We start from the raw sequence: 25904 nt of genomic DNA, 5'->3' as shown, positions 1-25904 counted from the left end.
GGTCGTACAGAATTAAACACTCTTAAACAGAATCGAACATAGGAGTGACAGTGCAGCTCTTGGTCACCGGTGGAGCGGGATACATCGGCAGCGTGGTGGCCGCCCAGCTCGTCGAGGAGGGACACGAGGTCACCGTGCTGGACGACCTGTCGACGGGACACGCGGACGCCGTGCCCGCCGGCGCGCGGTTCGTCCAGGGCTCGATCACCGAGGCCGGCGGCCTGCTCGGCGAGAGCTTCGCGGAGTTCGACGCCGTGCTCCACTTCGCGGCGAAGTCGCTGGTGGGCGAGTCGGTCGAGCAACCGGGCCGGTACTGGTCCAGCAACCTGGGCGGCACACTCGCGCTGCTCGACGCGATGCGGCAGGCCGGCGTGGGCCGCATCGTGTTCTCCTCGACCGCCGCGACGTACGGCGAGCCCGAGCGCACGCCGATCCTGGAGACCGATCCGACCCGGCCCACCAACCCCTACGGCGCGTCCAAGCTCGCCGTCGACACCGCGCTCGCCACGTTCTCCGATCTGTACGGCCTGGCCGCCGTCAGCCTGCGCTACTTCAACGTGGCCGGGGCGTACGGCGAGTTCCGTGAGCGGCACACGCCCGAGACCCACCTGATCCCGAACGTCCTGAAGGTCGCACTCGGCGAGCGCGAGTCGATCAGCGTGTTCGGCACCGACTACCCGACACCGGACGGCACCTGCGTCCGCGACTACATCCACGTCGCCGACCTCGGCCGTGCGCACCTGCTGGCCCTCCACGCCGGTACGGCCGGCACGCACCGGATCTTCAACCTCGGCAACGGCGCGGGCTTTTCCGTACAGGAGGTCATCGACGTCTGCCGCGAGGTGACCGGACACGAGATCCCCGTGACGATCGGCCCGCGCCGGGCCGGCGATCCGGCCGTGCTGGTCGCCTCGTCGGAGAAGATCCAGCGGGAGCTCGGCTGGAAGCCCGCCCGCCCCTCGCTGCGCGACATCGTCTCCGACGCCTGGACGGCCACGGCCGGAAAGGAGTCAACCTCGGCGTAGCGAGACCCGCATGCGGGCCTGGTTGTCGGCCGGCCGCCGGTCACCGAAGTGGCGCGAGTAGACCGTCGCCATCGTGGACACGGCGCGCGAGGCGTGGGACGGCACGCGGAACATCAGCCTCAGCAGGCCGGTGGACCCGGACCTGATCGGCGGCATGGCGCATGCGACGAACGCCTTCCGGCTCCGGCAGCGTCCCCCGGTCGCCGACAGGAACCGGGCCCGCCGGGGCTGGAGGACGACATAGGCGTCCCGCACGATGCGCGGACCCCGGTTGCGCACCTCGGCCCGCACCGAAAACCAGTGACCCGGCCGGGCGAACCTGGTCGACGACCGGAAACGGACAGCGAGATCCGCCCCCGCGTCCACCTTGATGACCGCTTTCGCGGTGTTGTCCGCCTCGTGGCCGTCCACGACCTCTGAAGCGATGCGGGCCTGGGCCCGGAGCGGGCCGTGCGCCCCCGGCCGGACCACACCGGTGATCGTCAAGCTGCCGGACTCGCCGGCGAGGACGTCCCGGTTCGACTCGCAGACCACCTCGCTGTAACCACGGGCCGGTCGGCACTCCGCCACGTTGACGTTGACGATCTGGAAATCGCGGGGCACGTTGACCCGCAGCACCGGCAGCACGGCGTCACCCGGCCCCTTGTTGTGCACCTTCACCCGGTAGACCAGCGGCTGACCCGGCTGCGCCACCTTCGGTGAGGCGGAGATCCGTACCGTGAGATCCGCCGACCCCCACTGCTCCACCTGATCCACTGCCACCGCCGGGCGCGGCATCCCGGCGACGAAAACGCAGAACAAACCCGTGACGACCCTACGACCCATGCGGCTCCCCCGAACGCTCGAGATCAATTCAACCGTGCCGAACTGCCCGTGCATCCCTCCGACACGCCGCCGCTGCGCGCGCTCCGACGGCTTAAACATCGAGGTACGCCGGGGCCCGGGGTCAGCCGATAGGGGTCAGCCGGTGTAGGGGTCAGCCGATGTACGGCCGGCCCGTGCCGGCGAGGCGTGCCGCATGCGACAGCACGACCGCCGAGGCGTCATCCGACTCCGGGAGGCCGAGCAGGCCCAGCAGGACACGGTCCGCCGTCGGCCGGTCGGCCGCCTGCTTGCTGAGGCATGCCCGCACGACCCCGCGAAGCGGCTCGGACAGCATGCTCACGTCGATGTCCTCGTTGAGGATCCGGTTCAGTGTGGCGGCGATGGACCCTCCGCCGAACGCCGCCTTCCCCGTCGCGGCGTACACAATGGTCGCGCCCCAGGCGAACACGTCGGTCGGCGTGCCCACCCCGCCGCCCGCGACCTGCTCGGGGGCGAGGTAGGCGGGGGTTCCGATCGCCCGGCTGGTGATCGTGCCGGTCGAGTCGACGATCCGGGCGATGCCGAAGTCGACCACGCGGGGCCCGCCGGCGGCGAGGAGCACGTTGTCGGGCTTGAAGTCGCGGTGCACGATCCCCGCATGATGGATCGCGGTCAGCGCGGTCGCCGTACCGACGGCCAGCCGGTCCAGCTCCGTGCCGCGCAGCGGACCCGCCGCTTCGACCCTCTCCCGCAGCGATCTTCCCTCGATGTACTCGCTCGCGATGTACGGCGTATCGCCCTCGACGTCGGCCATGAGGACCTGGGCGGTGCAGAAGCCGGCCACCCGCTGCGCCGCGCGCAGTTCCCTGGCGAAACGCGACCGCGCGATCGTGTCACCGTTGAACTTGACGTGCAGCAGCTTGACCGCGGCCCAGTCCCCCAACTCGTTCCTGCCGAGATAGACGATCCCCTGCCCGCCCTCGCCGATCCGGCCGGAGAGCGTGAACGGCCCCAGCCGGGTCGGGTCCCCGGGCCCGAGCGGCACGATCTGTGACATCACGCCCCCAAATTTGCGCGAACAGCCCTCAAGATCGGGCAAACATCCGGTCAGCCCAACTTTACGGGCCCGCACTCGCAATCCAATTGCCGTGATCTTGCAGCTCAAGATCACGGAAGGGAGATCACGCGCATGAATGTGAACAGGGCCGCCCGGAGGAGGGCGGCCCTGTCTGCGTGGCCTGTCGAAGGGGACGGGTCAGAACGCCATCTTCTTCTTCAGGTTCTCGTCCAGCGCGGCGAGGAAGTCCTGGGTGGTCAGCCACTCGGCGTCGCCGCCGACCAGGAGGGCGAGGTCCTTGGTCATCTGACCGCCCTCGACGGTCTCGACGCAGACCCGCTCCAGCTTCTCGGCGAAGTCGATCACCTCGGGGGTGTTGTCGAGCTTGCCCCGGTGCTGCAGGCCGCGGGTCCAGGCGAAGATCGAGGCGATCGGGTTGGTCGAGGTCGGCTTGCCCTGCTGGTGCTGACGGTAGTGGCGGGTCACCGTGCCGTGGGCCGCCTCGGCCTCGACGGTGCGACCATCGGGCGTCATGAGCACGCTGGTCATCAGGCCGAGCGAGCCGAAGCCCTGCGCCACCGTGTCGGACTGGACGTCGCCGTCGTAGTTCTTGCACGCCCAGACGTAGCCACCCTCCCACTTGAGCGAGGCGGCCACCATGTCGTCGATCAGGCGGTGCTCGTAGGAGATGCCGGCGGCCTCGAAGTCGGCCTTGAACTCGGTCTCGTAGACCTCCGCGAAGACGTCCTTGAACCGGCCGTCGTACGCCTTGAGAATCGTGTTCTTGGTCGACAGGTAGACCGGGTAGCCGCGGTTGAGGCCGTACCGCATCGAGGCGCGGGCGAAGTCGCGGATCGACTCGTCGAGGTTGTACATCGCCATCGCGACGCCCGAGCCGGGGAAGTCGAAGACGTTGAGCTCGATCGGCTCACTGCCGTCCTTCGGCGTGAACGTCAGCGTCAGCGTGCCCTCGCCGGGGACCTTGAGGTCGGTGGCGCGGTACTGGTCGCCGAACGCGTGACGGCCGACGACGATCGGCTTGGTCCAGCCGGGCACCAGCCGCGGCACGTTGGACATGATGATCGGCTCGCGGAAGATGACGCCGCCGAGGATGTTGCGGATCGTCCCGTTCGGGGACTTCCACATCTTCTTGAGGCCGAACTCCTCGACGCGGGCCTCGTCCGGGGTGATCGTGGCGCATTTGACGCCGACGCCGTACTTCTTGATGGCGTTGGCGGCGTCGATCGTGACCTGGTCGTCAGTGGCGTCGCGGTGCTCGATGCCGAGGTCGTAGTACTTCAGGTCGACGTCGAGGTAGGGAAGGATCAGCTGGTCCTTGATGAACTGCCAGATGATCCTCGTCATCTCGTCGCCATCGAGTTCGACGACCGGACCCGCTACCTTGATCTTGGGCATGCGTGGGGTTCCCCTTCTGAAACTAACTGGCCAGACAGTCCTTTTTGAGGCTCACTGGCCGTTGAGGCTATCGGATGGCTGTGGTAGTGCCTCGATCCAGGGCGCGGGCTGGGTCGTGTCAGACGTTCCCTAGGGATGGTGCAGAGGCGGCAGCAGCAGGCTCAGGGAGCCTGCCAGCAGGGCCGCGCCCAGCAGGGCGAGCACGGCCGTGTCCGTCTTACGACTCCGCACGGCCAGCATCCCGGCCCTGCGGCCGGAGCCGAGGTAGCGCAGCGCGGCCCCGGCGAGAAGCGACCCGCCGATGGTCACGCCGCCCGCCCAGGGCGCCGCCCCCAGGCCGACCGCGCCCAGCCCGGCCGCCGCACCCGCCACCACCAGCAGGTACGGCCTCCAGATCTGGCCCTTGCCGCTCGCCTTCACACCTGTCGGGTCACCGTTCGTCGATCGGGATCCACTTCTGGTCGCGCTCCCCGATGTACTCGCTGTCCGGCCGGATCAGCCGGTTGTCCGCGTGCTGCTCGATCACGTGCGCGGTCCAGCCGGACATCCGGCTGACGGAGAAGACCGGGGTGAACAGATCCGTCGGGATCCCCAGGTAGTGGTAGACCGTCGCGGCGTAGAAGTCCACGTTCGGGTAAAGACCCTTCTCCGCGAAGACGACCTCCTCCATCTCCTTGGACATCCGATAGTAAGTGTCGTCGCCGGACGCCTCACCGAGTTCCCGCGACATCCGCCGCAGATGCGTCGCCCGGGGATCCTCCGTCTTGTAGACACGGTGCCCGAAGCCCATGATCTTCTCGCCGGCCGCGAGCTTGTCCCGTACGGCTTGTGCCACGCCGCTCGGGTCCAACGCTTCCAGCGTACGCATGACCTGCTCGTTGGCGCCGCCGTGCAGGGGGCCCTTGAGGGTCCCGATGGCCGCCACGATGGCCGAATGCATGTCGGACAGCGTGGCCGCGCAGACCCGGGCGGCGAAGGTCGAGGCGTTCATCGTGTGGTCGGCGTGCAGGACCAGACACGCGTCGAAGATCTCCGTCTCGCGCGGCGACGGCCGCCGTCCGGTGATCTGCAGCAGGAAGTTGGCGGCGATGCCGAGCTCGGGATCCGGCTCCGGGATCTCGGCGCCGGTTCTGGCGGCATGATAGTGAGCGACCAGGATCGGCTGCTGGGCCGTCAGCCGCGCCGCCTTGCGGCGGTTGGCGTCCGCGGCGTTGGAGTTCTTGTCCGGGTCGTCGGCCGCCGACAACGAGACCAGCGTGCGCAGAGCCGCCATCGGCGCCTGCTTCTCGGCGATCTCGGCGACGTTGTTCTCGGCGAGCCCGCCCAGACTGCGTCCGCGGGCCAGCTCGGCGCCGTATTCGGCGAGCTGGTCATGTGTCGGCAGCTTTCCGCGCTGAAGCAGATGGGCGATCTCTTCGAAGGTGGTGCGGCCGGCCAGGTCGTGGATGTCGTAGCCACGATAGAAGAGCCGACCGGCCTTGCCGTCGATGTCGCTCAGCGCTGTGGACGCGGCGACGACATCGGCGAGGCCTTTGGTGGGCTTGTCAGCCATGAGTATTTCCTCCGCTTATCTTCCTCCGAAGTCTACCCGTGAGCAGACAAATCGCCCATGATTGGTCCAGACCAGCGACAAGAAAGATTCTGCTTCTCGTAAAGGAGATTCCCCACCGCCACGGGTGGGTAAGCCGGACGTGTAGCGAAAGTAACGGCGGGCTACCTGGGGAGGAACTGCCGTGGAGGGGCCGTTCATTCGGATCGAGGACAGCGGCGAGATCATGCCGCTGCGCCCCGACGTCACCACGATCGGTCGTGGCCGAGGCGTGGACATCCGGCTGGCGGATCCGAGCGTGTCACGGCTGCACGCCGAATTCGTCCGTCGCGGGACCTACTTGTACGTCGTTGACCTGGGCCTGTCCCGCAACGGCACACGTGTGAACGGCAGGCCGATCGCCCGGAGGGTCCTCGATGACGGCGACGTCGTCTCATTCGGCGCCGCCCGTGCCCGCGTCGGCGGGATCCCCCGGGAGGATCTCGCCCCCGAGGTCGAGCTGCGGCGTGCCGCCGCACCCGAGCTGACCCGCCGCGAGGTCGACGTGCTCACGTCGCTGTGCCGACCGGCCCTGTCGGACGAGGCCTTCGTGGCGCCGGCGACGGCCAAGGAGATCGCGGACGACCTCGTCGTGACGGAGGCGGCCGTCAAGCAACACCTGCTGAGGCTTTACCAGAAGTTCCGCATTCCCGAGGGGAGCAACCGGCGGACCCGGCTGGCCAACGAGGTCGTCGCCCTCGGTCTGGTGCGGCCCACCCCCGTCGTGCCACCGCAACGGCCCACCGCACCGGTCGACTCCGAGCACCACCGGGCCGCAGCCGGCCGCCGCGCTTCCTGACCAGGGATTTCGGCGCCACCGGACAGGCGTGCCGGAAATCGCGGAAAAAAGTTAGTGGTGCTCGGCGGCCTCGACCACGTTGGCGAGCAGCATGGCCCGCGTCATCGGCCCGACGCCGCCCGGGTTCGGCGCCACGAATCCCGCCACGTCGAGGACGTCCGGCGCCACATCGCCGGCGAGCTTTCCTTCGATCCGGGAGACGCCCACGTCGAGCACGGCCGCACCGGGCTTGACCATCTCCGCCGTCACCAGGCCGGGCACGCCGGCGGCCGCCACGACGATGTCGGCCCTGCGCACGTGGGATGCCAGGTCCTGCGTCCCGGTGTGGCACAGCGTCACCGTCGCGTTCTCGGTACGCCGGGTGAGCAGCAGCCCCAGCGGGCGACCCACCGTGATGCCCCGGCCGATCACCACGACTTCGGCGCCCTTGATCGACACGCCGTACTCCTGCAGGAGCACCACGATGCCGCGCGGCGTGCACGGCAGCGGCGCGTCGACCATGTGCACGAGGCGGCCGAGGTTGACCGGGTGCAGGCCGTCGGCGTCCTTGGCGGGGTCCATCCGCTCGATGAGCGCCTGGGTGTCCAGGTGGCGGGGCAGCGGGAGCTGGATGATGTAGCCGGTGCACGCCGGGTCGGCGTTGAGCTCGTCGACCGCGGCCGTCACGTCCGCCTGGCTCGCGTCAGCCGGCAGATCCTTGCGGATGGAGGCGATGCCGACCTCGGCGCAGTCACGGTGCTTTCCGGCCACGTAGATCTGGCTGCCCGGGTCCTCGCCGACCAGGATCGTGCCGAGGCCGGGGTTGATGCCCCGGGCCGCCAGCGTCTTGACCCGGCCCGCGAGATCGGCCTTGATCTTCGCTGCCGTCGCCTTGCCGTCCAGAATCCTCGCGCTCATGCCGCCATCCTCCCACGGCCGTCAGTCCGCCCCGCCTCTCAGTCAGCGCTCCACATCACGGTCAGCGCTGTTCGCGCCTCTCGATGATGCGGCGGGTGAAGGGGATGAACTCCACGATCCGCCAGCCGAAGTAGGCCGCGGCGATCGCGACGAAGATCAGGGCGAACGGGCTGCTCCCCAGCTCGTTCATCAGGATCAGCGAGTTCGCCACGGCGTCGAGCAAAGGCATGGAAGAGCTCCGGGAGAGGAAGGAGTGGGAAACCTCGCCCAAGAGTATCCGACTCTTTGCACCATTTATCCCAATTACCCCAGAAAACACGGTACGGCCCTCGGCGCCGGGAGCCGTACCGAACGGAGATGTAACGTCAGTGGAAGAAGTGGCGGGTGCCGGTGAAGTAGAGCGTGATGCCCGCCTCGGCGGCCGCCGCGATGACCTCGTCGTCCCTGATCGAGCCGCCGGGCTCGACGATCGCCTTCACCCCGGCCTCGGTCAGCACCTGGAGGCCGTCGGGGAAGGGGAAGAACGCGTCGGAGGCCCCGACGGAGCCGGCCGCCCGCTCCCCCGCACGCGAGACCGCCAGGCGTGCCGAGTCGACCCGGTTCACCTGGCCCATGCCGACGCCCACGGTGGCGCCGTCGGACGCCAGCAGGATGGCGTTCGACTTCACCGACCGGCAGGCCCGCCACGCGAACGCCAGGTCAGTCAGAACCTCGGGCGAGGCCGGCTCACCCGTCTTGAGCTCCCAGGCGGCGGGGTCGTCGCCCGGCGCGTCCACCCGGTCGGCCGTCTGCACGAGCAGCCCGCCGTCGATGCGGCGGAACTCCGCCGGGTTGCGCGGGCCGGTCGGGCAGGCGAGCAGCCGGATGTTCTTCTTCCCGCGCAGCACCTCCAGCGCGTCCGCGGCGAACGACGGCGCGACGACCACCTCCGTGAAGATCGGCGCGATCTGCTCGGCGAGCTCCCGGGTGACCTCGCGGTTGACCGCGATGACGCCGCCGTACGCCGACACGGGGTCGCACTCGTGGGCCTTGCGGTGGGCCTCGGCCACGTCGACGCCCACCGCGATGCCGCAGGGGTTGGCGTGCTTGATGATCGCCACACAGGGCTGGTCGAAGTCCCAGGCCGCCCGCCAGGCGGCGTCGGCGTCCACGTAGTTGTTGTAGGACATCTCCTTGCCGTGCAGCTGCTCGGCGTTGGCCAGGCCATCCATCTGCCCGGAGTAGAGCGCGGCGCCCTGATGGGGGTTCTCGCCGTAGCGAAGGACCGCCCTGCGTCGCCAGGCCGCACCCATGAACGCCGGCCATTCGGCTACGCCGTCCGGGGCGTACACGTCGGCGAACCACGAGGCCACCGCGACGTCGTAGGAGGCCGTGTGCGCGTAGGCGGCCGCGGCGAGCCGCCGCCGCTCGGTCAGCGTGAACCCGCCCTCGGCCACCGCCGCCAGCGCCTCGCCATAGAACGAGGGATCGACGACGACGGCGACCGTGCCGTGGTTCTTCGCCGCCGCGCGGATCATCGCCGGACCGCCGATGTCGATCTGCTCGACGCACTCGGCGTCCGACGCGCCCGAAGCGACCGTCTCCGCGAACGGGTACAGGTTGACCACCGCGAGCTGGAACGGCTCGATCTCGAGCTCCTCCAGTTGCTTGACGTGCGAAGCGTTCGCCCCGTCGGCCAGCAGACCGGCGTGCACCCGGGGATGCAGGGTCTTGACCCGCCCGTCCAGGCACTCGGGGAAACCGGTGAGCGACTCCACCTTCGTCACCGGGATGCCGAAGGACGCGATCGCGGCGGCCGTGCCACCGGTCGAGACGAGCTCCACGCCCGCGGCGTCGAGCCCCCGGGCCAGATCCTCCAGCCCGGTCTTGTCGTATACCGCGATCAGCGCGCGCCGGATGGCGATGCGGGTCACTTCGTCGTACCTCCTGGTTCCTGGCATTGCTGGAAGCTCTCCTCCCGGCCCGTACGGCTCGCGTCGCGCGGCTCGCCCGTACGGCCGATGCGTACGGTTCGACCGGTCACGGTCCAGCCGTCCCGGGCCATCCGGCCGACGACCTCGACGAGCAGCCGCCGCTCGACGGTCTTGATCCGCTCGTGCAGGGTCTCCTCGTCGTCACCCTCCCGTACGGCCACCGCTTCCTGGGCGATCACCGGCCCGGTGTCCACGCCGGTGTCGACGAGGTGGACCGTGCAGCCGGTGAGGCGAACGCCGTAGGCGAGGGCGTCTCGGACCGCGTGCGCGCCCGGGAACGCGGGCAGCAGCGCGGGGTGGGTGTTGACCACGGGAAACGCCGCCAGCACGCGCGGGCCGAGGATCTTCATGAACCCGGCGGAGACCACCAGATCCGGCTTGTGCGCTGCGATCTGGACGGCGAGACTCTCGTCCCATTCATCCCGGTTCGCGTGATCGCTCACTTGCTCGACGAAAGTCGGGACGCCCACACGCCCGGCCCGGGTGAGGCCCTCGATGCCATGACGGTCGGCGCCGACGGCGACTACGCCGAAGTCGCCACTGGCCGTAGCGTCCAGCAGGGCTTGTAAATTGGTCCCCGAACCCGAGACGAGGACCACGAGCCGGAAGGACAGGGCGGAACTCCTTCGTGAGCGGGCTTCGTTTTGCAGGTGACCATCATGAGATGGTTCCTTGGAAGACGGTCGGTGGGGCCGTCCCCGAACGGCGAACGGGATGACCCCCGCACGAAAAGCGTATCGGGCGCCGACCACCACGATCTACGACGGTCCACCCCCGAGCGACGCGAGGCGAGGCGAAGAGAACGTGACAGCACCCCTCCAGATGTCGGCCCCCGAGACCGGCGGCCGAAGGGCGCTCGCCCTGGCGATCATGGCGCTGATCTTCACGGTGATGCTGCCCGCCGCCGGGCTGGCGCTGTCCATCTTCGGCATCATCCTCGCGATCCGCGACCTGCGTGCGCTTCAGGCCGCGAAGCAGCGGATCGGCATGGCGACCGGCGCGATCGTGATCTCGTCCGTCGCGTTCGTGCTGGGCCTGATGACGACGGCGTTCCAGTTCTACTTCTCGGCCGAGCTCGCGGCCTACACGGAGTGCCGCAAGGGCGCGGGAACGGTCGAGGCCCAGCAGCACTGCTCCGACCAGCTCATTCGGTCGCTGGAGAAGAAGCTCGGCGTCACCCTTCCCCCCGACTTCCCCACCCCTGCCTGACTCTTTCCACGCCCCTCCTATTCGCGCTCCCAGGGGTAGGGGTCCATGTAGATCACATGGCCGCCGCGGTCGTCGGACTCGTCCACGATGTCCTTCCTGTCGCCCCGCGTGTCGTGCTGCTTGTCGTGCTGTCGGACGGAGTCGTCGCGGCCGCCGAACGTCTCCGCCGCCGCGGCCGCGTGCTCGTCGGGCCAGTCATCCTTGATCACGGGTATCGGCTGGGTGTCCGCCTCGGTGCCGTCCATCCAGTGCCCGGGAAGGACGCGCGCGTTCCGGTCGTGCGGCCGGACGCGACGGGCCGCCTTGGTGATCGCGGCCCCCGCCTTCCGTACCGGCTCCGGCGCGACGGCCGGGCGGCGTGAGATCAGCCACCAGTTGGCGAGCCCGGCGGAGATTCCCGCCGCGACGCCGACCTCCAGCGTGACCGACAGCGCCACCTCCCAGGGCGAGGGCCCGATGACCGACAGCCGGGCCCCGCCCAACGGGCCACCCGACAGCGCCGCGAGCGCGCCCGCCATCATGCCCGTCGACAGGCCGCAGACGAAACCCCACAGCGGCGCGGCCTCGATCGACGGCGTCGGCGCGATGCGGGCCATGACGACGCCCGCGACCGCGCCGGCGACGAACGGCACCGCGATGACAGCCATCACCCAGGCGGGCGTCGTACCGGGCGCGGGCAGCGCCCCGAGCATCGGCAGCGTGGGAACGGCGCTCAGCTTCACGCCGGTGGGCGCGACCAGCGTCCCCGTCCCGATCGCGAACCCCGGCCCTGCGATGTAGGACAAGCCCCAGATCACGGCGTTGAACAGGTAGAGGCCCTCGAGGAGCAGTAGCAGCAGGCCGCCGACGAACCCCGGGCTGAGCATGTCGGAGCGGTCGCGGATCTCCCCGAAGTTCACCACGATGGCGGCGAGCACCAGCACCGCGGCGGCGGCGAGCTGCAACGTCAGCGCGACAGCCGTACCGGCCACGAGCGAGCGGGCCCGCTCGGGCAGCAGGCGCAGCATCGACCGCCACGGGCCTATCGTGCGCGCGGTGGCGACGGATCCGGTGAGGAAGGCCAGCACGAAATGGCTGACGAGTGCCTCCCCCAGGAACGGCTGGGTCACCTCGTTGCGTGCGACCAGGGCGATGACGCCCGCCAACAGGGCGTACGGCGCGGCCAGCGAGATGCCCGCCTGCGCCACGAGCACGAGCTGCGCGCGCCGGCGGGCGTTCTCGACGTCCCGGGGAGTGCCCTTCGGGAGCCGGGCGGGCATGCGCAGCCGCAGATCGGCGTCCCGGGCCATCCACAGGCCGGCGCGGTAGAGCAACGCACCGGGCAGGATCATCAGTCCGAGCGGCAGCAGTCCGATCCGGCCGCCGGGGATGGCGAACCCCGCGTGGTGCGCGGCGAGCCAGAGCTGGCAGGCCGTACGGAACACTCCGGGCAGGCCCTCGCCGAAGGCTCCGCGCGGCGCCGCCATCCAGCCGATGAGCGTGAGCGTGGTCAGTACGGCCAGGCCGACGCCGAGCGTCCAGACCGCGGCCAGCATGCCGGAGACGGGCAGCGGGCGACGGGTTTCCTCGTCGTCCCCGAGGCGGCTGAGGACGGCACGGGGGGCAGTCCGAAGCTGGTCGAAAAGGGCCGTCACGCTACCCCATGATCCCAGCAGAGACCCGCGAATCCTCGGAGCCACGCCGCCCGGCTGCGGCAACCGGGGTCAGCGGGACCGCATGACCTCGCGCATGAGGCGGGCGGTCTCGCTGGGGGTGCGGCCGACGCGGACGCCGACCTTCTCCAGCGCCTCCTTCTTGGCCTGGGCGGTGCCGGCCGAGCCGGACACGATCGCACCGGCGTGCCCCATGGTCTTGCCTTCGGGAGCGGTGAACCCGGCGACGTAGGCGACGACAGGCTTGGTCACGTGCTCCTCGATGTAGGCCGCGGCCCGCTCCTCGGCGTCGCCGCCGATCTCACCGATCATCACGATCGCGTCAGTGCCCGGGTCATCCTGAAACGCCTGCAGAGCATCGATGTGCGTGGTGCCGATGACTGGGTCACCGCCGATGCCGACGCAGGTGGAGAAACCGATGTCCCGCAGCTCGTACATGAGCTGGTAGGTCAGCGTGCCGGACTTCGAGACCAGGCCGATGCGGCCGGGCGTGGTGATGTCGGCCGGGATGATGCCGGCGTTGGACGCGCCGGGCGAGGCGATGCCGGGGCAGTTGGGCCCGATGATGCGGGTCTTGCCGCCCTTTTCCACCGCGTAGGCCCAGAACTCGGTCGTGTCGTGGACCGGCACGCCCTCGGTGATGACCACGCAGAGCGGGATCTCGGCGTCGATGGCCTCCTTGACGGCGGCCTTGGTGGCGGCCGGCGGCACGAAGACGACGGACACGTCGGCACCGGTCTGCTCCACGGCCTCCTTGACCGTGCCGAAGACGGGCAGGCCCTCGTGCACGATGCCGGCCTTGCGGGCGTTCACGCCTCCGACGACCCTGGCGCCGGCGGCGAGCATGCGGCGGGTGTGCTTGGTGCCCTCCGAACCCGTCATGCCCTGGACAATGATCTTGCTGTTCTCCGTGAGCCAGATGGCCATTACGCACCTACCGTGGCAAGCTCGGCGGCACGCTTGGCCGCTTCGTCCATCGTGTCGACCAGCTCGACGCGCGGCAGCGCGGCGTCGGCCAGGATCTGCCGCCCGAGGTCGGCGTTGTTGCCGTCCAGCCGGACGACCAGCGGATGCGTCACCGCCTCGCCCCGGCTCTCCAGCAGCGTGAAGGCCGCCACGATGCCGTTGGCGACCGCGTCGCAAGCGGTGATGCCGCCGAAGACGTTGACGAAGACCGACTTCACCGACGGGTCCGAGAGGATGATCTCCAGACCGTTCGCCATCACCTCGGCCGAGGCGCCGCCGCCGATGTCGAGGAAGTTGGCCGGCTTCGGCCGGCCGGGGAACGCCTCGCCCGCGTAGGCGACCACGTCGAGGGTCGACATGACCAGGCCGGCGCCGTTGCCGATGATGCCGACCGTGCCGTCGAGCTTGACGTAGTTGAGGTGCTTCTCCTTGGCCCGCGCCTCGAGCGGGTCCTCGGCCGCCTTGTCGACGTACTGCACGTGCTCTGCCTGGCGGAAGGTCGCGTTGTCGTCGAGGGTGACCTTGCCGTCGAGGGCCTTCACCTGGCCGTCGGCCGACAGGATCATCGGGTTGACCTCGACGAGCGAGGCGTCCTCGTCGACGAACACGGCCCAGAGCTTCTCGATGAGCTCGGCGGCGCCGTCCAGCGCCTTCTCGGGCAGGCCGCCGGCCTTGGCGATCTCGCGGGCGCTGGCCCGGTCCACGCCGGTGAGCGGGCTGACCGGCACCTTGGCGACCTTCTCGGGCGCGGTGTGCGCCACCTCTTCGATGTCCATTCCGCCGGACGCCGAGCAGATGGCGAGGAACGTGCGGTTGGCCCGGTCGAGCAGGAAGGAGAAGTAGTACTCCTCCGCGATCTGGCTGGCCTCCTCGATCAGGACCTTGTGGACCGTGTGGCCCTTGATGTCCATGCCGAGGATCTGCGTCGCCTTCGCATGCGCGTCGGCCACGTCGTCGGCCACCTTCACACCGCCGGCCTTGCCGCGTCCGCCGGTCTTGACCTGTGCCTTGACCACAACCCGGCCGGTCAGTTGCTCGGCGGCCGCACGCGCCTCCTCCGCGGTGTGCGCGACGATTCCGCGCGGCACCGGGATGCCGTATTCAGCGAAGAGCTCCTTCGCCTGATGTTCGAACAGGTCCACGAGGGTCCGTCCCCTTTGACGTCGATCGCCGGGCACCGTCGTTCCGCCCGGCATTTTCCGCCAATGAAGCCTAGCCCCCGCATGAAGGTGGCCTCGTCATCGGGTCCGTGTAAAACCTGGCCACTGATCTGCACGATGTTGTGACATGTCAGGGCTTGTCGTGTTGCTCGGCCTAGACGGTCGCGGGCACCGTGGCGCGGACCCACTCGACGATCTCCTGTGTCGAGGCGCCGGGGGTGAAGATCCTGGCGACCCCCAGCCGTCGCAGTTCGGGAATGTCGGCCTCTGGAATGATCCCACCGCCGAACACCACGATGTCCTCGCCGTCCTGCTCGCGAAGGAGTTCGACCACCCGGGCGAAGAGCGTCATGTGGGCCCCGGACAGGATCGACAGCCCGATGGCCGCCGCGTCCTCCTGGATCGCCGTCCGCACGATCTGCTCCGGCGTCTGGTGCAGCCCGGTGTAGATGACCTCCATGCCGGCGTCGCGCAGCGCCCTCGCCACGACCTTCACGCCCCGATCGTGCCCGTCGAGTCCGGGCTTGGCGACGACGACCCGGATTCTGCCCGCCATGGCGACCCCCTGCCCATTTACCGCCGCTGCCCGCAGGCTGATTCCCGCCTCTCACGCCGTTCACGCCATCGGCGGACATTCCGATTCCGGTCGCGCCCGGTGAATCGGCCGAGCCGAGCGGGATGAGCGCCCCGGCCCGTTCACCAGACCCGTTCACCAGGCCCGTTCACCAGGCCCGTTCACCGGGCCCGGGCCGGCGAGATGTTCGGTACGGCGTTCGCGAGCCGCCCGTCGCTCTCCTCTACCAAGGCCCCGCGTCACGCCCGCCGGCTTCCTGCCAAGGGAAACTCATCCGAGCACGCGAACCGATAACGCGCCCCGACATCGTCACACACATGAAAATCCACAATAAATGCCGACTTTTGTGACTTTACCGTGATCATTACTCGGCATGATGTCACGATAACCCCAACAGACGGGGTGCATTACGGGAGGAATCACTCATGAGGCGATTAATCGCCACTTTGGCATGCACGGCTGCCGTCGGTGCGGTGGCCCCCGCGCTGGCCACGCCCGCGTATGCCCAGGCACCCGCCGCCGACCCGGTGATCGCGCTCAAGAAGCAGTTCGTCACCGGCCACGGCGTGGCCTTCTCCGAGCGGACCACGATCGGCGACGGCGACTACTCGACCGTCATGGTCCGCCGCACCGGCAAGTTCCAGTTCGGCAAGCGCGGCGTCGCCGCCTCGGACATCTCCACCAAGTTCAACCTCACGGCCAGGCAGCGTGAGGACCTGTCCGAGGAGGTCAGGGACTTCTTCGCGCCGGAGCAGACCATCCGCGTCGGCACCACGGCCTACTTCAAGGGCGGATTCTTCGGTTCGTTCCTGCCCGCGGACAAGACCTGGCTCAAGATCCCGGGCGGCCCCCAGGCCGGCGTGGTCGGCACCATGGGCCAGATCATCGGCGTCACCGAGCCCGAGACCCTGAAGACGCTGCTCGCGCATGGCAAAAAGGTCTCCGGGGGCTACAGCGGCACCACCACCTACGGCGAGCTGTGGAAGGTGTCGAAGTGGTTCCGCGGCGCGCTGTTCGATCAGAAGCCCAAAGCCGCCCAGTCCAAGACAAAGGTGACCTGGAAGCTGTTCACCAACGCGAAGGGGGTCGTGACCCGGGTCGTCAGCTCCCACAGCGGGTCCGCGAGCGGCCTGTCGGGCTCGAAGCTGACCACGGACACGGTCTTCACCGGCTGGGGCCGAACGGTCTCCATCAAGGCGCCCGCGGCCAAGGACGTCGTCAGCATCACCGACCTCGACCTCGACGCGGAGGACACCTCCATCCCCTCCGTGACCCTCAACTAGCCCAGTCCTAGAGTTTTTCGATCGGGGCGTAGGCGAGGAGCAGCGTCTTCTCGCCTGCGCCACCGAAGTCGATCTTCGCCTGAGCCCGGGGGCCCACGCCGTCGACGCTGATCACCGTGCCCAGGCCGAACGCGTCATGCGTGACCCGGTCCCCCGGCGCCAGGTTCGGCACGCTGCCCGCTCCCTTTCTCGCCGGAGCGGCAGCCGTACGGGACGAACGGGCGTCCGTCCGGAAACTGGCACCGTCCCGCGACGTGGCGGCCGACCTGGCGTCCTTGGCCGGATCCGTACGCCACTCGACCAGATCGCCGGGAACCTCCGCCAGGAACCGCGAAGCCGGGTTGAACGAGGGCGAGCCCCACGAGGACCGGACGGCGGCCCGGGACAGGTAGAGCCGGCGCTCGGCCCGGGTGATGCCCACGTAGGCCAGGCGACGCTCCTCTTCCAGCTCCTTCACGTCGCCCATCGAGCGCATATGCGGGAAGACCCCGTCTTCCATCCCGGTGAGGAACACCACGGGAAACTCCAGGCCCTTGGCGGTGTGCAGTGTCATCAGCGTGACGACGCCACCGTGGTCGTCCCCGTCGGGACCGCGGTCGCTCGGAGGGACGACCCCCCCAGACCCTCCAGGCAGCTGGTCGGCGTCGGCGACGAGCGCGACCTGCTCCAGGAAGTCGACCAGCGTGCCGTTCTCATTCGCCTCCCCGAACTCGGCCGCCACCGAGATCAGCTCGTTGAGGTTCTCCAGGCGGCTCTCGTCCTGCGGATCGCGTGAGCTCTCCAGCTCGGCCCGGTAGCCGGTGGCGTTCAGCACCTCCTCGGCGAGCTCGGCCGGCGGCAGCTCCCTGCTCCGCAAGTGATCGAGCAGCGCCGTGAACTCCTTGATCGCGTTGATCGACCGGGTGGCCAGGCCGGGCGCCTCGTCCACCCGGAGCAGCCCCTCCCAGAAGCTGATCCGCTCCCGGTTCGCGAACGCCTCGATCATCGCCTCGGCCCGCTCGCCGATGCCGCGCTTGGGCACGTTGATAATGCGCCGCAGCGACACCGTGTCGTTCGGGTTGGCCAGGACCCGCAGATAGGCGAGCAGGTCCTTGACCTCCTTGCGCTCGTAGAACCGCACCCCGCCGACGACCTTGTACGGCAGGCCGGTGCGGATGAAGATCTCCTCGAACACGCGGGAGGCGGCGTTCGTCCGGTAGAAGATCGCGACCTGGCCGGGCGTGATCCCGTGCTCATCGGTGAGCCGGTCGACCTCCTGCGCGACGAACATGGCCTCGTCGTGCTCGTTGTCCGCCACATATCCGATGATCTTCGGCCCGGCGCCCTGGTCGGACCACAGGTTCTTGGGCTTACGGCTCTCGTTGCGGGCGATCACCGCGTTGGCCGCGTTGAGGATCGTCTGCGTGGACCGGTAGTTCTGCTCCAGCAGGATCGCCCGCGCGGCCGGATAGTCCCGTTCGAACTCCAGGATGTTGCGGATCGTCGCCCCGCGGAAGGCGTAGATCGACTGGTCGGCGTCGCCGACCACCACCAGCTCCGCCGGGTCGACGCCGGCGCCCTCCCGGACCAGGTCCCCGTCGGCGGTCCTGAGCTCCGGCCGCCCCACCAGCTCGCGGACCAGCACGTACTGCGCGTGGTTCGTGTCCTGGTACTCGTCGACCAGCACGTGCCGGAACCGCCGCCGGTAGTGCTCGGCCACCTCCGGGAAGAGCTGGAACAGGGTGACCGTCAGCATGATCAGGTCGTCGAAGTCCATCGCGCCGGCCTCGGTCAGCCGCCGCTGGTAGGTCCGGTACGCCTCGGCCAGCGTGCGCTCCAGATGCGTCCCGGCGCGCTCGCCCGCCGTCTCATAGTCGATCAGCTCGTTCTTGAAGTTGCTGACCTGCGCGGAGAACGAACGCGGCGGATAGCGCTTGGGGTCGAGATCGAGCTCGCGGCAGACCATCGCCATGAGCCGCTGGGAGTCGGCCTGATCGTAGATGGAGAAGCTGGAGGTGAACCCCAGCCGCTTGGCCTCGCGCCGCAGGATGCGTACGCAGGCGCTGTGGAAGGTCATCACCCACATGGCCCCGGAGCGCGGCCCTACCAGCCGCTCGATCCGGTCCTTCATCTCCCGTGCCGCCTTGTTCGTGAAGGTGATCGCGAGGATCTCCCCCGGATGCACGTCACGCTCGGCCAGCAGGTACGCGATGCGCTGGGTGAGCACCCGCGTCTTGCCGGATCCGGCTCCGGCGACGATCAGCAGGGGACTGCCCCGGTGGAGGACGGCCTCGCGCTGCTGCTGGTTGAGGCCGTCGAGCAAGGGGTGGGCGGTGGCGTCGGCTCGGGTGGACACGTGACAAGGGTATGGCCGCCTACCGACATCCGGCGCCGGACCGTTCCACCGATCGTTTTGCTTCCCCTTTAAGGTGGGTGGGCGAGGACGAGGAGGACCGAAGATGCTGGAAGAAGCCGAACTCAACCGGGTGCTCGTGGTCATGGCGCACCCCGACGACATCGATTTCGGTGGCGCGGGGACCATCGCCAAGCTCACCGACGCCGGGAAGGAGGTCGTGTACTGCCTGGTCACCGATGGTGACGCGGGCGGGTTCGACCGGGAGCTCGACAACGGCGGCATGGCCGCCCTCCGCCGCGCCGAGCAGACGACCGCGGCCAAGTGCGTCGGCGTCACCGATCTCCGCTTCCTCGGCTACCGGGACGGGACGGTCGAGCAGACCCTGGGCCTGCGGCGCGACATCACCCGGGTGATCCGGCAGGTGCGTCCCGACCTCGTCATCACGTCCACGCCCGAACGCAACTACGTCCGGCTCGGCCCGAGCCACCCCGATCACCGGGCCGTCGGCGGCGCCACCCTCGACGCGGTCTACCCCGACGCCCGCAACCCGTACGCCTTCTCCGAACTGCTGACCGACGAGGGCCTGGAGGCCTGGACCGTACGCGAGGTGTGGCTGTCCGGCACGATGACCCCGGACCACTTCGTGGACGTCACCGCGACAGTCGACCGGAAGATCGCCGCGCTGCGGGCGCATGAGAGCCAGACCGCGCACATGGCCGACCTGGAGGGCATGGTGAAGGGCTGGCTCGCGGCGAACGCGTCGGAGGCCGGTCTCCCCGAGGGCGCCTACGCCGAGGCCTTCCATCTCGTCGTGACCGCCTGATCCCGTACGGCATCCGCCGTGCGGCCGGTTCGGTGTCCGGCCGTCATCGGGCCCTCGCGTTGATCCGCCTGGCCAGGCGGGCGGCGACGTAGCCGAGCGAGTTCGTGGCGAGGTGGAGCAGTGACGGCGCGAGCAGCCCGCCGCGGCGGCGCAACTCGTGGAAGAACAGCCCGGCGGCCCCTGTCGACAGGACCGTCCCCGCGACCAGCCGTACGGCCCCGGGCGCCGCCACCTGTGCTGTCCCAGGTGCTGCTCCCGGCACTGTCTCCGGCTCTGTTGGCGGCTCTGTTGGCGGCGCGGCCGAGCTCTCCGCCGAGGCGACGCGGCCCAGCGCCGGGTTGGCGCGCGCCATGTCGATGGCGGGCAGCACGTGCCACAGCCCGAAGAGCGCGGCCGAGGCGGCAGCGGCCGTACGCGACGGGAGCGGACGGTCGGAAGGCCCGCGCGACGCGAGCAGCGCGGGCAGGACGCCGCGGAAGGCGACCTCCTCGAGCAGGACCGTCCCCACGGGCACCTGGAGCAGGACCTCCTCGGCCAGCCGCCCGCGCGAGAGCGCGAGCGCCCGCTCGTCGAGGAACAGCGGCCTGGTCCGGGGCAGGGCGACGCCGGCCGCGTAGACCGCCACAACCCCCGCGGCGAGCGTGCCGCCGAGGCGGACGCCGCGCCCTTCGATGCCCAGTTCCCGAAGGCTCAGGCCCTCGCGCCGGGCCAGGCCGATCAGGACGGCGGTCGTGACCGCCGACGTCAGCGGCGCCCAGCGTCTGGCGACCCGGTTGTTCAGCACGTTCGCGGCCGCGAGGAGCCCCAAGGAGCACATGACCGGATCCGTCCGCCCCAATACGTCCCTCCAAAGGCCATGTTGTCGATCAGCAGGCGTCGACGCCCTTCTCGAGCCCCTTGACGAGGGCCTTCATCCGCTTCTCGGGCGTGCCGTGGGCGTCCGGCTCCCACCACTCGTCGGTGGGGTCGCCCACCTCCTCCAGATTGGCGATCAGCTCCTCGTCGTCGCCGTCCTCGAACTCGAGCTCCTCCGACTCGACCAGCCCGGCGAGCGTGGCACCCGCATAACAGTCCGCCTGAAGCTCCAGCTTCACGTTGTATTTGAACTCGGTGCCGAGCTGCGCCTGAACGGAATGTCCGAATTCGTGAGGGATGACGAAGTACACGGCGGCGTCGCCGATCTGTCGGTACATCGATTTCAGCCAGTCCACGTCATACGCGATGAAGTGCCCGTCGGAGCAGTAGAACGCGTTCTCCGGCTCGGCCTTCTCTCCCGCACAGGTCGCCGAGGACGGCGCCCTGTTCCCTCGGTACGCGATGAACCTCTTGATGGGCTGGTACGTTCCACCGGCGTCCTTGAACCGCTTCACCCAGAACTTCTCGGTGAGGCACCGGACCAGCTTCACATCGCTCTCGAAGCCGTCCCCCGCTTCGTCACATCCAGAGGCGGCCTTGACGGCCTCCGCGGTCTTCCTCGGCTTCTTGGGCGGTGAAGCGGTCGGCTCCTCGTCCAAGCCGCAGGAGGCGGTCAGGGCCGCCGAAAGGAGGATGGCGAGGAGAACTCGGGGGGATGACACGGTTTGTCCGCCTTACTCGTTTGCACACCAACGCTGCAGGCGATCATGCCGTATCGTTCCACCCGATTCACAATCGAGTCACATCGCACGAGTAACCCTCAAAACGGACCCCCGGATCAGACGAGGCGCCGCGCGGTGGCCCAGCGGGACAGCTCGTGCCGGTTGGAGAGCTGAAGCTTGCGCAGCACGCTCGACACATGCGTCTCGACCGTCTTCACCGAGATGAACAGCTCCTTGGCGATCTCCTTGTACGCGTAGCCGCGCGCGATGAGCCGCAGCACCTCGCGCTCGCGCTGGGTGAGCGAGTCGAGCTCCGGATCGATGGGGGGCGCCTCCGTCGACGCGAACGCGTCGAGCACGAACCCGGCCAGCCGCGGGGAGAAGACCGCGTCGCCCTCGGACACCCGGATGATCGCGTCGGTCAGCTCGGCGCCGCTGATGGTCTTGGTGACGTAGCCCCTGGCCCCGCCCCGGATGACCCCGATCACGTCCTCCGCCGCGTCCGACACCGACAGCGCGAGGAAGCGGACCTGGGCACCCGAGCCGAGGACCCGCCGCAGCACCTCCTGGCCGCCGCCACCCGGCATGTGCACGTCCAGCAGCACCACGTCGGGCGCCAGCTCGGCGATCGCCTTCACCGCCGAATCCACGTCCTCCGCCTCGCCGACCACCTGGATCGACGGCCCCAGCTCGGCGCGCACCCCGGACCGGAACAGCCGATGATCGTCGACGATCAGCACACGTACGGTCTTCATGATCCCCTCATTGTCACCGCGACACCGAGGTCACGGGTTCCTCTTCATCGTCAGCATGACCTCGGTCCCGTCACCGGGCTCGGTCCTGATCCGGGCGCTGCCGCCGTTCCGCTCCATCCTGCCGATGATCGACTGCCGGATGCCCATCCGGTCCTCCGGCACGTCGTCGAGCACGAAGCCCTTGCCCCGGTCCCTGATGAACACCGTCACCTCCTCCGGCTCCACCTCGGCATAGACGGATATGACCGAAGCCTCACTGTATTTCGCCGCGTTCACCATCGCCTGTCGCGCGGCGTGGAGCAAGGCCACCAGGCCCTCGGTGAGCTCGCAGTCACCCACGCAGACCACCTCGATGTGCACGCCGTGGGCGTCCTCCTCCTCGGCGGCGACTCGCCGTACGGCCGCGGCGAGCGTGGCATCGGCGTCCTGCTTCGGCTGGTAGAGCCAGTTGCGCAGCTCCCGCTCCTGTGACCGGGCGAGCCGCGTCACCTCGCGCGAGTCGTGCGCGTTGCGCTGGATCAGCGTCAGCGTGTGGAGCACCGAGTCGTGCACGTGGGCGGCCATCTCGGCACGCTCCTCCTGCCTGATGCGCTCGGTGCGCTCACGCTGGAGCTCCTGAATGAGGGAGGCGAGCCACGGCGCGGCGATCATCGCGATGCCGCCGACGACGACGGCGGTGAAGACCAGCCCGGTGCCGGCCTTGGCGAGTTCGCCGCTCGCGGCGAGGAAGCCGATCGCGCCCACGACGACCAGCAGCGCCCCGATGCTCGTACGGACCCAGGTCGCGTTGACCTGCTGGACCGCGCCGCTCATCCATCGCTGCCGCCGGTCCGGGTCGGCCTGTTGCCAGAGGATCAGCGCGCCGACGCCCCCGATGGCCAGCGGCCAGGTGCCGTACCCCCCACTGGGCGCGCCGGTCAGCCAGCCGAAAGCGGCGAGCACCAGCCACAGCACCCCGTACGCCGCGAGCTGACCCCAGTCCCGGCCGGGCACGCGTCCCTTGAGCTGCTCCTTGGGCGTGAACATCCACAGCGCGGCGTAGGCCACGAAACCGAGCCCGTCGACGACGGTGAGCAGCACGAAAGCCAGCCGCATCACCACCGGATCGAGCCGGAGCTGGGCCGCGGCGCCCTGGGCCACTCCGGCGATCACCCGGCCCGTCATGGGCCGGACAAGCCTGGGCGGCGCCTCCGGGGCGCCGGGCATCGTGTTGGGCATCGTCGCGTTAGGCATCTCAGACATCTCGGGAAGCATCGTCACACGCCACGCCCGCCGCCCGCATCAGGGCCCGCCCTGGTCCTCCCCCGACTTCTCACCCCCGCCCTCAGGGTCCTGACGACGAGGCGAAAGCCGTACGGCGGCCGGGGCGGGAATCGGCGGAAATCAGACTCAGACGGACGCGGCGAAAACAGGCTGGACAGCGGCGAAGTCGATCAGCGCGTGGACGACCATGAGGTAGGGCAGCAGCCGCGGCCGCCGGCGGATCGCCACTCCGACAAGCAGGGCGAACGGTACGAACATCAGCGCCCGCCACAGCACGAAGCGCCAGTCTGCGATGAACGGCAGCGTGACGTGCTGGATCGCGAGGAAGAACGCCGCCGTAGCGACGGCCGCCGGCGCACTGCCCCAGCGTGCCTCGAGACGAGGCATCGCATACCCGAAGTAGGTGGGCAACTCCGCGAACGCGATGGTCACCGGGAAGACGACCATGCCGGCGACGGCGGCCCACACCGGCAACGGCTGGACGAACATGTCCAACGCCACGGCCGCGTCACCGAAGAGCAGCGTCGCGAGCCCCACGTTGGGGAGATAGGCGATGGGCGCCGCCAGGAGCAGCACGACGAGCAGTGCCCGCACGTCGCCGCCGATCCCGCCTGGAATGCGCGACCGGTAGAGATCGACGAGGCGCATTCCCTCCCGGCGGGCGAGCCTGGCCAGCATCGCGATGGTGACGAGGTTCGCGGCAGCCGCGGTCAACGGCCACCACGCGGCGGAGGCTGCGAGCGGATCGCGCTCGCCCGCGGCGGTCAGGGCCAGCGCCACTCCCGCCTGTGCGACGGCGAAGAATGACAGGCGTGCGATGAGCACGGGAAACAAGGGCACCGCGTCAACGGCAGCACGCTTCGGGGCGTCGGGGGGATTCATCGTGGGCTCGTGATCTCCGTGAGGTGGTTGTCAGTGTTTCAGCGGTGATATGCGTGGACGACCGCGTGACCCCCGCCCCGGCCGATGATCCACTTGTTGACGGGGGTGGTGACGAGGAACGCCAACAGCAGGGCGAGGGCCAGCGCGCTCCAGAACAGGCCCGAGGTGAGCTCGGCATCCATCGCTCCCGGAAGTGCGACCATGACGCCGTTATCAACGATCTCCATGACGAGGATCGACAGGGTGTCGGCCGCGAGCGCCAGCCGTACCGCCTCCCGCCAGCCGACACCCGCGCGACGCAGGCTCAGCAGGGTGAGCGCGTAGCCGAAGAGGAAGGCCAGGGCGACGGACAGGATGACGGTGGGCGCGTTGCCCCAGCCCAGCGCGGTGCCGACCACCATGCCGAGCACCTCACCGATGGCGCAGCCGGTGAGGCAGTGCAGCGTCGCCGACGCGGCCATCCACCACGTGACCTTCGCCGCATGTCCCCCATGCGTGTGGCGATCGGGCGCCCGGTGGCCGCCGTGGTCGTGCCCCTCCTGATGGATGCCATGACCGTCGTGATCACGTCCATGGTGGCCGTGCGAGTCATGGCTTAGGGCGTGGCCGCTGTGATAGGTAGAGTCCGACATTTCCACCTTCTAGGACTTATCGGTTGGTTGCGCCGCGACAATATACCCCCATGGGGTATATTGCAACAGTGGAATGAAGGCGTGCTCGGCCGCCCGTCGGCAGGTGAGGGATCGGGGATGAGTCAGGGGTTACCCCGATGGCGGGCGGGTGGCGTGCGCCGCCAGGATGGGAGCATGACCGAAGCGCCGACCACCCCCGCCCCCGATCCCGGGCCGGACCCCGCCGCCGGTCCGGAGCCGGAGCGGGTGCTGAGCCGCGGCGGCTCGGGCCGCATGCTGACCGGGGTGTGCGCGGGCCTCGGCAGGTTCACCGGCATGGACCCGGTGCTGTTCCGGGTCGGTTTCGCCGTGCTGGTCCTCGCCTCCGGCACCGGCATCCTGCTGTACGTCGCCGCGTTCCTGCTGATGCGGCAGCCCGGCGGGCAGCCCGGCCACCTGGAGCAGTGGACCCGCCGGCTGTTCGACGCCGAGACCGTGCTCGCGCTGATGGCGGCGGTCTTCGCACTCGGCCTGATCATCAACGTCGGGTCGGGCGGGGTCAACAAGGGCACGATCGTGATCGGCACGCTGCTGGCCATCGTGCTGCTCGCCGCGCACGCCCGCGGCGTGGACCTGCGCTCGCTGGTCAAGTCGATGCCGGAACGCGCGACCGGACGGCGCGGCATGAGGCCCTCGGGCGTCCCGACACCCGCGATGCCGGTGACGGCGACGTTCCCCCAGCCAGGCCCCCAGCCGACCCCCCAGCCGACCCCGCAGCCGGCCCCGCAGCAGCCGTACGGCGCGGGGCTTTCCGGCAACCCGGCGTCCCCCCAGCAGCCCCACGGCGGCGGCTCCCGGCAGGAGCCTGGCGCGACAGCGGCCTTCCACGGCTCCGGCATCCGTGCTCCGGAACACCCCGCTCCCGAACCCCTTGGTGCCAATCCCCCGAGTCCGGCGCCCCCGGGCTACCGGCGGCTGTCGGATCTGGCGCGGGAGGCTCGCGCCGGCACGTACGGCTACACCGCTGGCGAGCCGTACGCCCCACATGGCCCGTACGCCCCGCGGCAGCCCCGCCAGCCCATGCCGGCGGAGTCGTACCGGCCGGTGCCGCCGCCCCCGGCCCGGGTGAAGGTCGAGCGACCCAAGTCTTTCATCGGCGGACTCACCATCTGCCTCGCCCTGCTGATTGGAGGGATCATGGTTGCGGTGCAGCAGTCAGGCACCGGTTCGGTCGGTCTGCCGGTGATCGGCGGGG

General features: G+C 69.5%; 26 protein-coding genes. 6 read left to right on the top strand and 20 right to left on the bottom strand.

All coding sequences use genetic code 11. The features are described 5' to 3' along the window. Window positions 1-50 precede the first annotated feature (50 nt). On the top strand, window positions 51-1025 hold the full coding sequence (gene galE, locus Mth01_RS13285; protein ID WP_204016135.1) for a UDP-glucose 4-epimerase GalE: 975 nt from the start codon (window positions 51-53) through the stop codon (window positions 1023-1025). Here the strand turns inward: galE and Mth01_RS13280 are convergent. From Mth01_RS13280 to Mth01_RS13260, 5 genes are all read right to left on the bottom strand, one after another. Next, a complete protein-coding gene (locus Mth01_RS13280; protein ID WP_204016134.1) occupies window positions 1011-1850 on the bottom strand; it encodes a DUF11 domain-containing protein in 840 nt (279 codons plus the stop codon). The genes galE and Mth01_RS13280 overlap by 15 nt on opposite strands. Before the next feature lie 151 nt (window positions 1851-2001). Beyond that, window positions 2002-2886: a serine/threonine-protein kinase gene (locus Mth01_RS13275; protein WP_239089634.1), complete on the bottom strand. Its 885-nt coding sequence runs from the start codon at window positions 2884-2886 to the stop codon at window positions 2002-2004. A 198-nt stretch (window positions 2887-3084) separates the two neighbouring features. After that, window positions 3085-4302, bottom strand: a complete 1218-nt coding sequence (locus Mth01_RS13270; RefSeq protein WP_204016132.1) for an NADP-dependent isocitrate dehydrogenase — start codon at window positions 4300-4302, stop codon at window positions 3085-3087. A 129-nt stretch (window positions 4303-4431) separates the two neighbouring features. Continuing rightward, window positions 4432-4722: a DUF3017 domain-containing protein gene (locus Mth01_RS13265; protein WP_204016131.1), complete on the bottom strand. Its 291-nt coding sequence runs from the start codon at window positions 4720-4722 to the stop codon at window positions 4432-4434. Window positions 4723-4732: 10 nt separating this feature from the next. Next, on the bottom strand, window positions 4733-5854 hold the full coding sequence (locus Mth01_RS13260; RefSeq protein ID WP_204016130.1) for a citrate/2-methylcitrate synthase: 1122 nt from the start codon (window positions 5852-5854) through the stop codon (window positions 4733-4735). 181 nt (window positions 5855-6035) lie between these two features. On the opposite strand from Mth01_RS13260, the gene Mth01_RS13255 reads away from it, so the two are divergent. Then, the gene (locus Mth01_RS13255; protein WP_204016129.1) at window positions 6036-6689 is read left to right on the top strand and encodes an FHA domain-containing protein; all 654 of its coding nucleotides are present in this window, start codon (window positions 6036-6038) and stop codon (window positions 6687-6689) included. A 51-nt stretch (window positions 6690-6740) separates the two neighbouring features. Here Mth01_RS13255 and Mth01_RS13250 read toward each other — a convergent pair whose 3' ends face one another. The 4 genes from Mth01_RS13250 to purN all read right to left on the bottom strand — a co-directional run bounded on the left by Mth01_RS13250 (window position 6741) and on the right by purN (window position 10173). Further along, entirely contained in the window at window positions 6741-7586 is an 846-nt protein-coding gene (locus Mth01_RS13250; protein ID WP_204016128.1) for a bifunctional methylenetetrahydrofolate dehydrogenase/methenyltetrahydrofolate cyclohydrolase, read from the bottom strand. A 61-nt stretch (window positions 7587-7647) separates the two neighbouring features. Continuing rightward, complete coding sequence (locus tag Mth01_RS13245; protein ID WP_204016127.1) at window positions 7648-7815, bottom strand: hypothetical protein; 168 nt, start codon at window positions 7813-7815, stop codon at window positions 7648-7650. 136 nt (window positions 7816-7951) lie between these two features. Continuing rightward, the gene (gene purH, locus Mth01_RS13240; protein WP_204016126.1) at window positions 7952-9499 is read right to left on the bottom strand and encodes a bifunctional phosphoribosylaminoimidazolecarboxamide formyltransferase/IMP cyclohydrolase; all 1548 of its coding nucleotides are present in this window, start codon (window positions 9497-9499) and stop codon (window positions 7952-7954) included. Further along, the gene (purN, locus tag Mth01_RS13235; protein ID WP_204016214.1) at window positions 9496-10173 is read right to left on the bottom strand and encodes a phosphoribosylglycinamide formyltransferase; all 678 of its coding nucleotides are present in this window, start codon (window positions 10171-10173) and stop codon (window positions 9496-9498) included. The genes purH and purN overlap by 4 nt, the downstream gene beginning before the upstream one ends. A gap of 190 nt (window positions 10174-10363) precedes the next feature. Between purN and Mth01_RS13230 the strand changes: the two genes are divergently transcribed. Continuing rightward, window positions 10364-10768 carry an SMI1/KNR4 family protein gene (locus Mth01_RS13230; protein ID WP_204016125.1) on the top strand — a complete coding sequence of 135 codons (405 nt, stop codon included), beginning with the start codon at window positions 10364-10366 and terminating at the stop codon, window positions 10766-10768. Between the two features lie 17 nt (window positions 10769-10785). Here the strand turns inward: Mth01_RS13230 and Mth01_RS13225 are convergent, their stop codons facing one another. The 4 genes from Mth01_RS13225 to Mth01_RS13210 form a co-directional block, all read right to left on the bottom strand. Beyond that, window positions 10786-12402, bottom strand: coding sequence for a cell division protein PerM (locus Mth01_RS13225; protein WP_204016124.1), 1617 nt, complete (start codon window positions 12400-12402; stop codon window positions 10786-10788). 69 nt (window positions 12403-12471) lie between these two features. Then, the gene (gene sucD / locus Mth01_RS13220) at window positions 12472-13347 is read right to left on the bottom strand and encodes a succinate--CoA ligase subunit alpha (protein ID WP_204016123.1); all 876 of its coding nucleotides are present in this window, start codon (window positions 13345-13347) and stop codon (window positions 12472-12474) included. Further along, on the bottom strand, window positions 13347-14528 hold the full coding sequence (gene sucC / locus Mth01_RS13215) for an ADP-forming succinate--CoA ligase subunit beta (protein ID WP_239089618.1): 1182 nt from the start codon (window positions 14526-14528) through the stop codon (window positions 13347-13349). The genes sucD and sucC overlap by 1 nt, the downstream gene beginning before the upstream one ends. Before the next feature lie 172 nt (window positions 14529-14700). After that, a complete protein-coding gene (locus tag Mth01_RS13210; RefSeq protein WP_204016121.1) occupies window positions 14701-15102 on the bottom strand; it encodes a cobalamin B12-binding domain-containing protein in 402 nt (133 codons plus the stop codon). A 443-nt stretch (window positions 15103-15545) separates the two neighbouring features. Here Mth01_RS13210 and Mth01_RS13205 point away from each other — a divergent pair, with 443 nt between their 5' ends. Continuing rightward, complete coding sequence (locus Mth01_RS13205) at window positions 15546-16403, top strand: hypothetical protein (RefSeq protein ID WP_204016120.1); 858 nt, start codon at window positions 15546-15548, stop codon at window positions 16401-16403. 7 nt (window positions 16404-16410) lie between these two features. Here Mth01_RS13205 and pcrA read toward each other — a convergent pair whose 3' ends face one another. Then, on the bottom strand, window positions 16411-18738 hold the full coding sequence (pcrA, locus tag Mth01_RS13200) for a DNA helicase PcrA (RefSeq protein WP_308440795.1): 2328 nt from the start codon (window positions 18736-18738) through the stop codon (window positions 16411-16413). A gap of 103 nt (window positions 18739-18841) precedes the next feature. On the opposite strand from pcrA, the gene Mth01_RS13195 reads away from it, so the two are divergent. Next, window positions 18842-19561, top strand: a complete 720-nt coding sequence (locus tag Mth01_RS13195; protein WP_204016118.1) for a PIG-L deacetylase family protein — start codon at window positions 18842-18844, stop codon at window positions 19559-19561. A gap of 43 nt (window positions 19562-19604) precedes the next feature. Here the strand turns inward: Mth01_RS13195 and Mth01_RS13190 are convergent, their stop codons facing one another. The 6 genes from Mth01_RS13190 to Mth01_RS13165 all read right to left on the bottom strand — a co-directional run bounded on the left by Mth01_RS13190 (window position 19605) and on the right by Mth01_RS13165 (window position 24670). Then, window positions 19605-20378 (bottom strand): CPBP family glutamic-type intramembrane protease, encoded by a 774-nt coding sequence (locus tag Mth01_RS13190; RefSeq protein ID WP_204016117.1) that lies wholly within the window; start codon window positions 20376-20378, stop codon window positions 19605-19607. Between the two features lie 49 nt (window positions 20379-20427). Next, window positions 20428-21138, bottom strand: coding sequence for a neutral zinc metallopeptidase (locus Mth01_RS13185; RefSeq protein ID WP_204016116.1), 711 nt, complete (start codon window positions 21136-21138; stop codon window positions 20428-20430). 116 nt (window positions 21139-21254) lie between these two features. Then, window positions 21255-21893, bottom strand: a complete 639-nt coding sequence (locus Mth01_RS13180) for a response regulator (protein WP_204016115.1) — start codon at window positions 21891-21893, stop codon at window positions 21255-21257. 30 nt (window positions 21894-21923) lie between these two features. Next, window positions 21924-23135 (bottom strand): ATP-binding protein, encoded by a 1212-nt coding sequence (locus tag Mth01_RS13175; protein ID WP_407695942.1) that lies wholly within the window; start codon window positions 23133-23135, stop codon window positions 21924-21926. Between the two features lie 147 nt (window positions 23136-23282). After that, on the bottom strand, window positions 23283-23996 hold the full coding sequence (locus tag Mth01_RS13170) for a CPBP family glutamic-type intramembrane protease (RefSeq protein ID WP_204016114.1): 714 nt from the start codon (window positions 23994-23996) through the stop codon (window positions 23283-23285). 80 nt (window positions 23997-24076) lie between these two features. Continuing rightward, window positions 24077-24670: a DUF4396 domain-containing protein gene (locus tag Mth01_RS13165; RefSeq protein WP_204016113.1), complete on the bottom strand. Its 594-nt coding sequence runs from the start codon at window positions 24668-24670 to the stop codon at window positions 24077-24079. Between the two features lie 174 nt (window positions 24671-24844). Here Mth01_RS13165 and Mth01_RS13160 point away from each other — a divergent pair. Next, a partial coding sequence (locus Mth01_RS13160; protein WP_204016112.1) for a PspC domain-containing protein occupies window positions 24845-25904 on the top strand: 1060 nt, incomplete at its 3' end.

It is taken from the genome of Sphaerimonospora thailandensis (assembly GCF_016863115.1).
Classification (GTDB): domain Bacteria; phylum Actinomycetota; class Actinomycetes; order Streptosporangiales; family Streptosporangiaceae; genus Sphaerimonospora; species Sphaerimonospora cavernae.
Note: the sequence above shows the minus strand (reverse complement) of the source record. Positions and strands in the feature narration are given on the sequence as shown.

Coding starts and splice junctions, on each gene's coding strand:
- Mth01_RS13275 (WP_239089634.1), bottom strand. CDS start 2,886: ATGTCACAGATCGTGCCGCTCGGGCCCGGGGACCCGACCCGGCTGGGG.
- Mth01_RS13280 (WP_204016134.1), bottom strand. CDS start 1,850: ATGGGTCGTAGGGTCGTCACGGGTTTGTTCTGCGTTTTCGTCGCCGGG.
- Mth01_RS13190 (WP_204016117.1), bottom strand. CDS start 20,378: ATGTGCTCCTTGGGGCTCCTCGCGGCCGCGAACGTGCTGAACAACCGG.
- Mth01_RS13250 (WP_204016128.1), bottom strand. CDS start 7,586: ATGAGCGCGAGGATTCTGGACGGCAAGGCGACGGCAGCGAAGATCAAG.
- Mth01_RS13180 (WP_204016115.1), bottom strand. CDS start 21,893: ATGAAGACCGTACGTGTGCTGATCGTCGACGATCATCGGCTGTTCCGG.
- sucD (WP_204016123.1), bottom strand. CDS start 13,347: ATGGCCATCTGGCTCACGGAGAACAGCAAGATCATTGTCCAGGGCATG.
- Mth01_RS13245 (WP_204016127.1), bottom strand. CDS start 7,815: ATGCCTTTGCTCGACGCCGTGGCGAACTCGCTGATCCTGATGAACGAG.
- Mth01_RS13260 (WP_204016130.1), bottom strand. CDS start 5,854: ATGGCTGACAAGCCCACCAAAGGCCTCGCCGATGTCGTCGCCGCGTCC.
- Mth01_RS13205 (WP_204016120.1), top strand. CDS start 15,546: ATGAGGCGATTAATCGCCACTTTGGCATGCACGGCTGCCGTCGGTGCG.
- Mth01_RS13270 (WP_204016132.1), bottom strand. CDS start 4,302: ATGCCCAAGATCAAGGTAGCGGGTCCGGTCGTCGAACTCGATGGCGAC.
- Mth01_RS13175 (WP_407695942.1), bottom strand. CDS start 23,135: ATGTCTGAGATGCCTAACGCGACGATGCCCAACACGATGCCCGGCGCC.
- Mth01_RS13210 (WP_204016121.1), bottom strand. CDS start 15,102: ATGGCGGGCAGAATCCGGGTCGTCGTCGCCAAGCCCGGACTCGACGGG.
- Mth01_RS13165 (WP_204016113.1), bottom strand. CDS start 24,670: ATGTCGGACTCTACCTATCACAGCGGCCACGCCCTAAGCCATGACTCG.
- Mth01_RS13195 (WP_204016118.1), top strand. CDS start 18,842: ATGCTGGAAGAAGCCGAACTCAACCGGGTGCTCGTGGTCATGGCGCAC.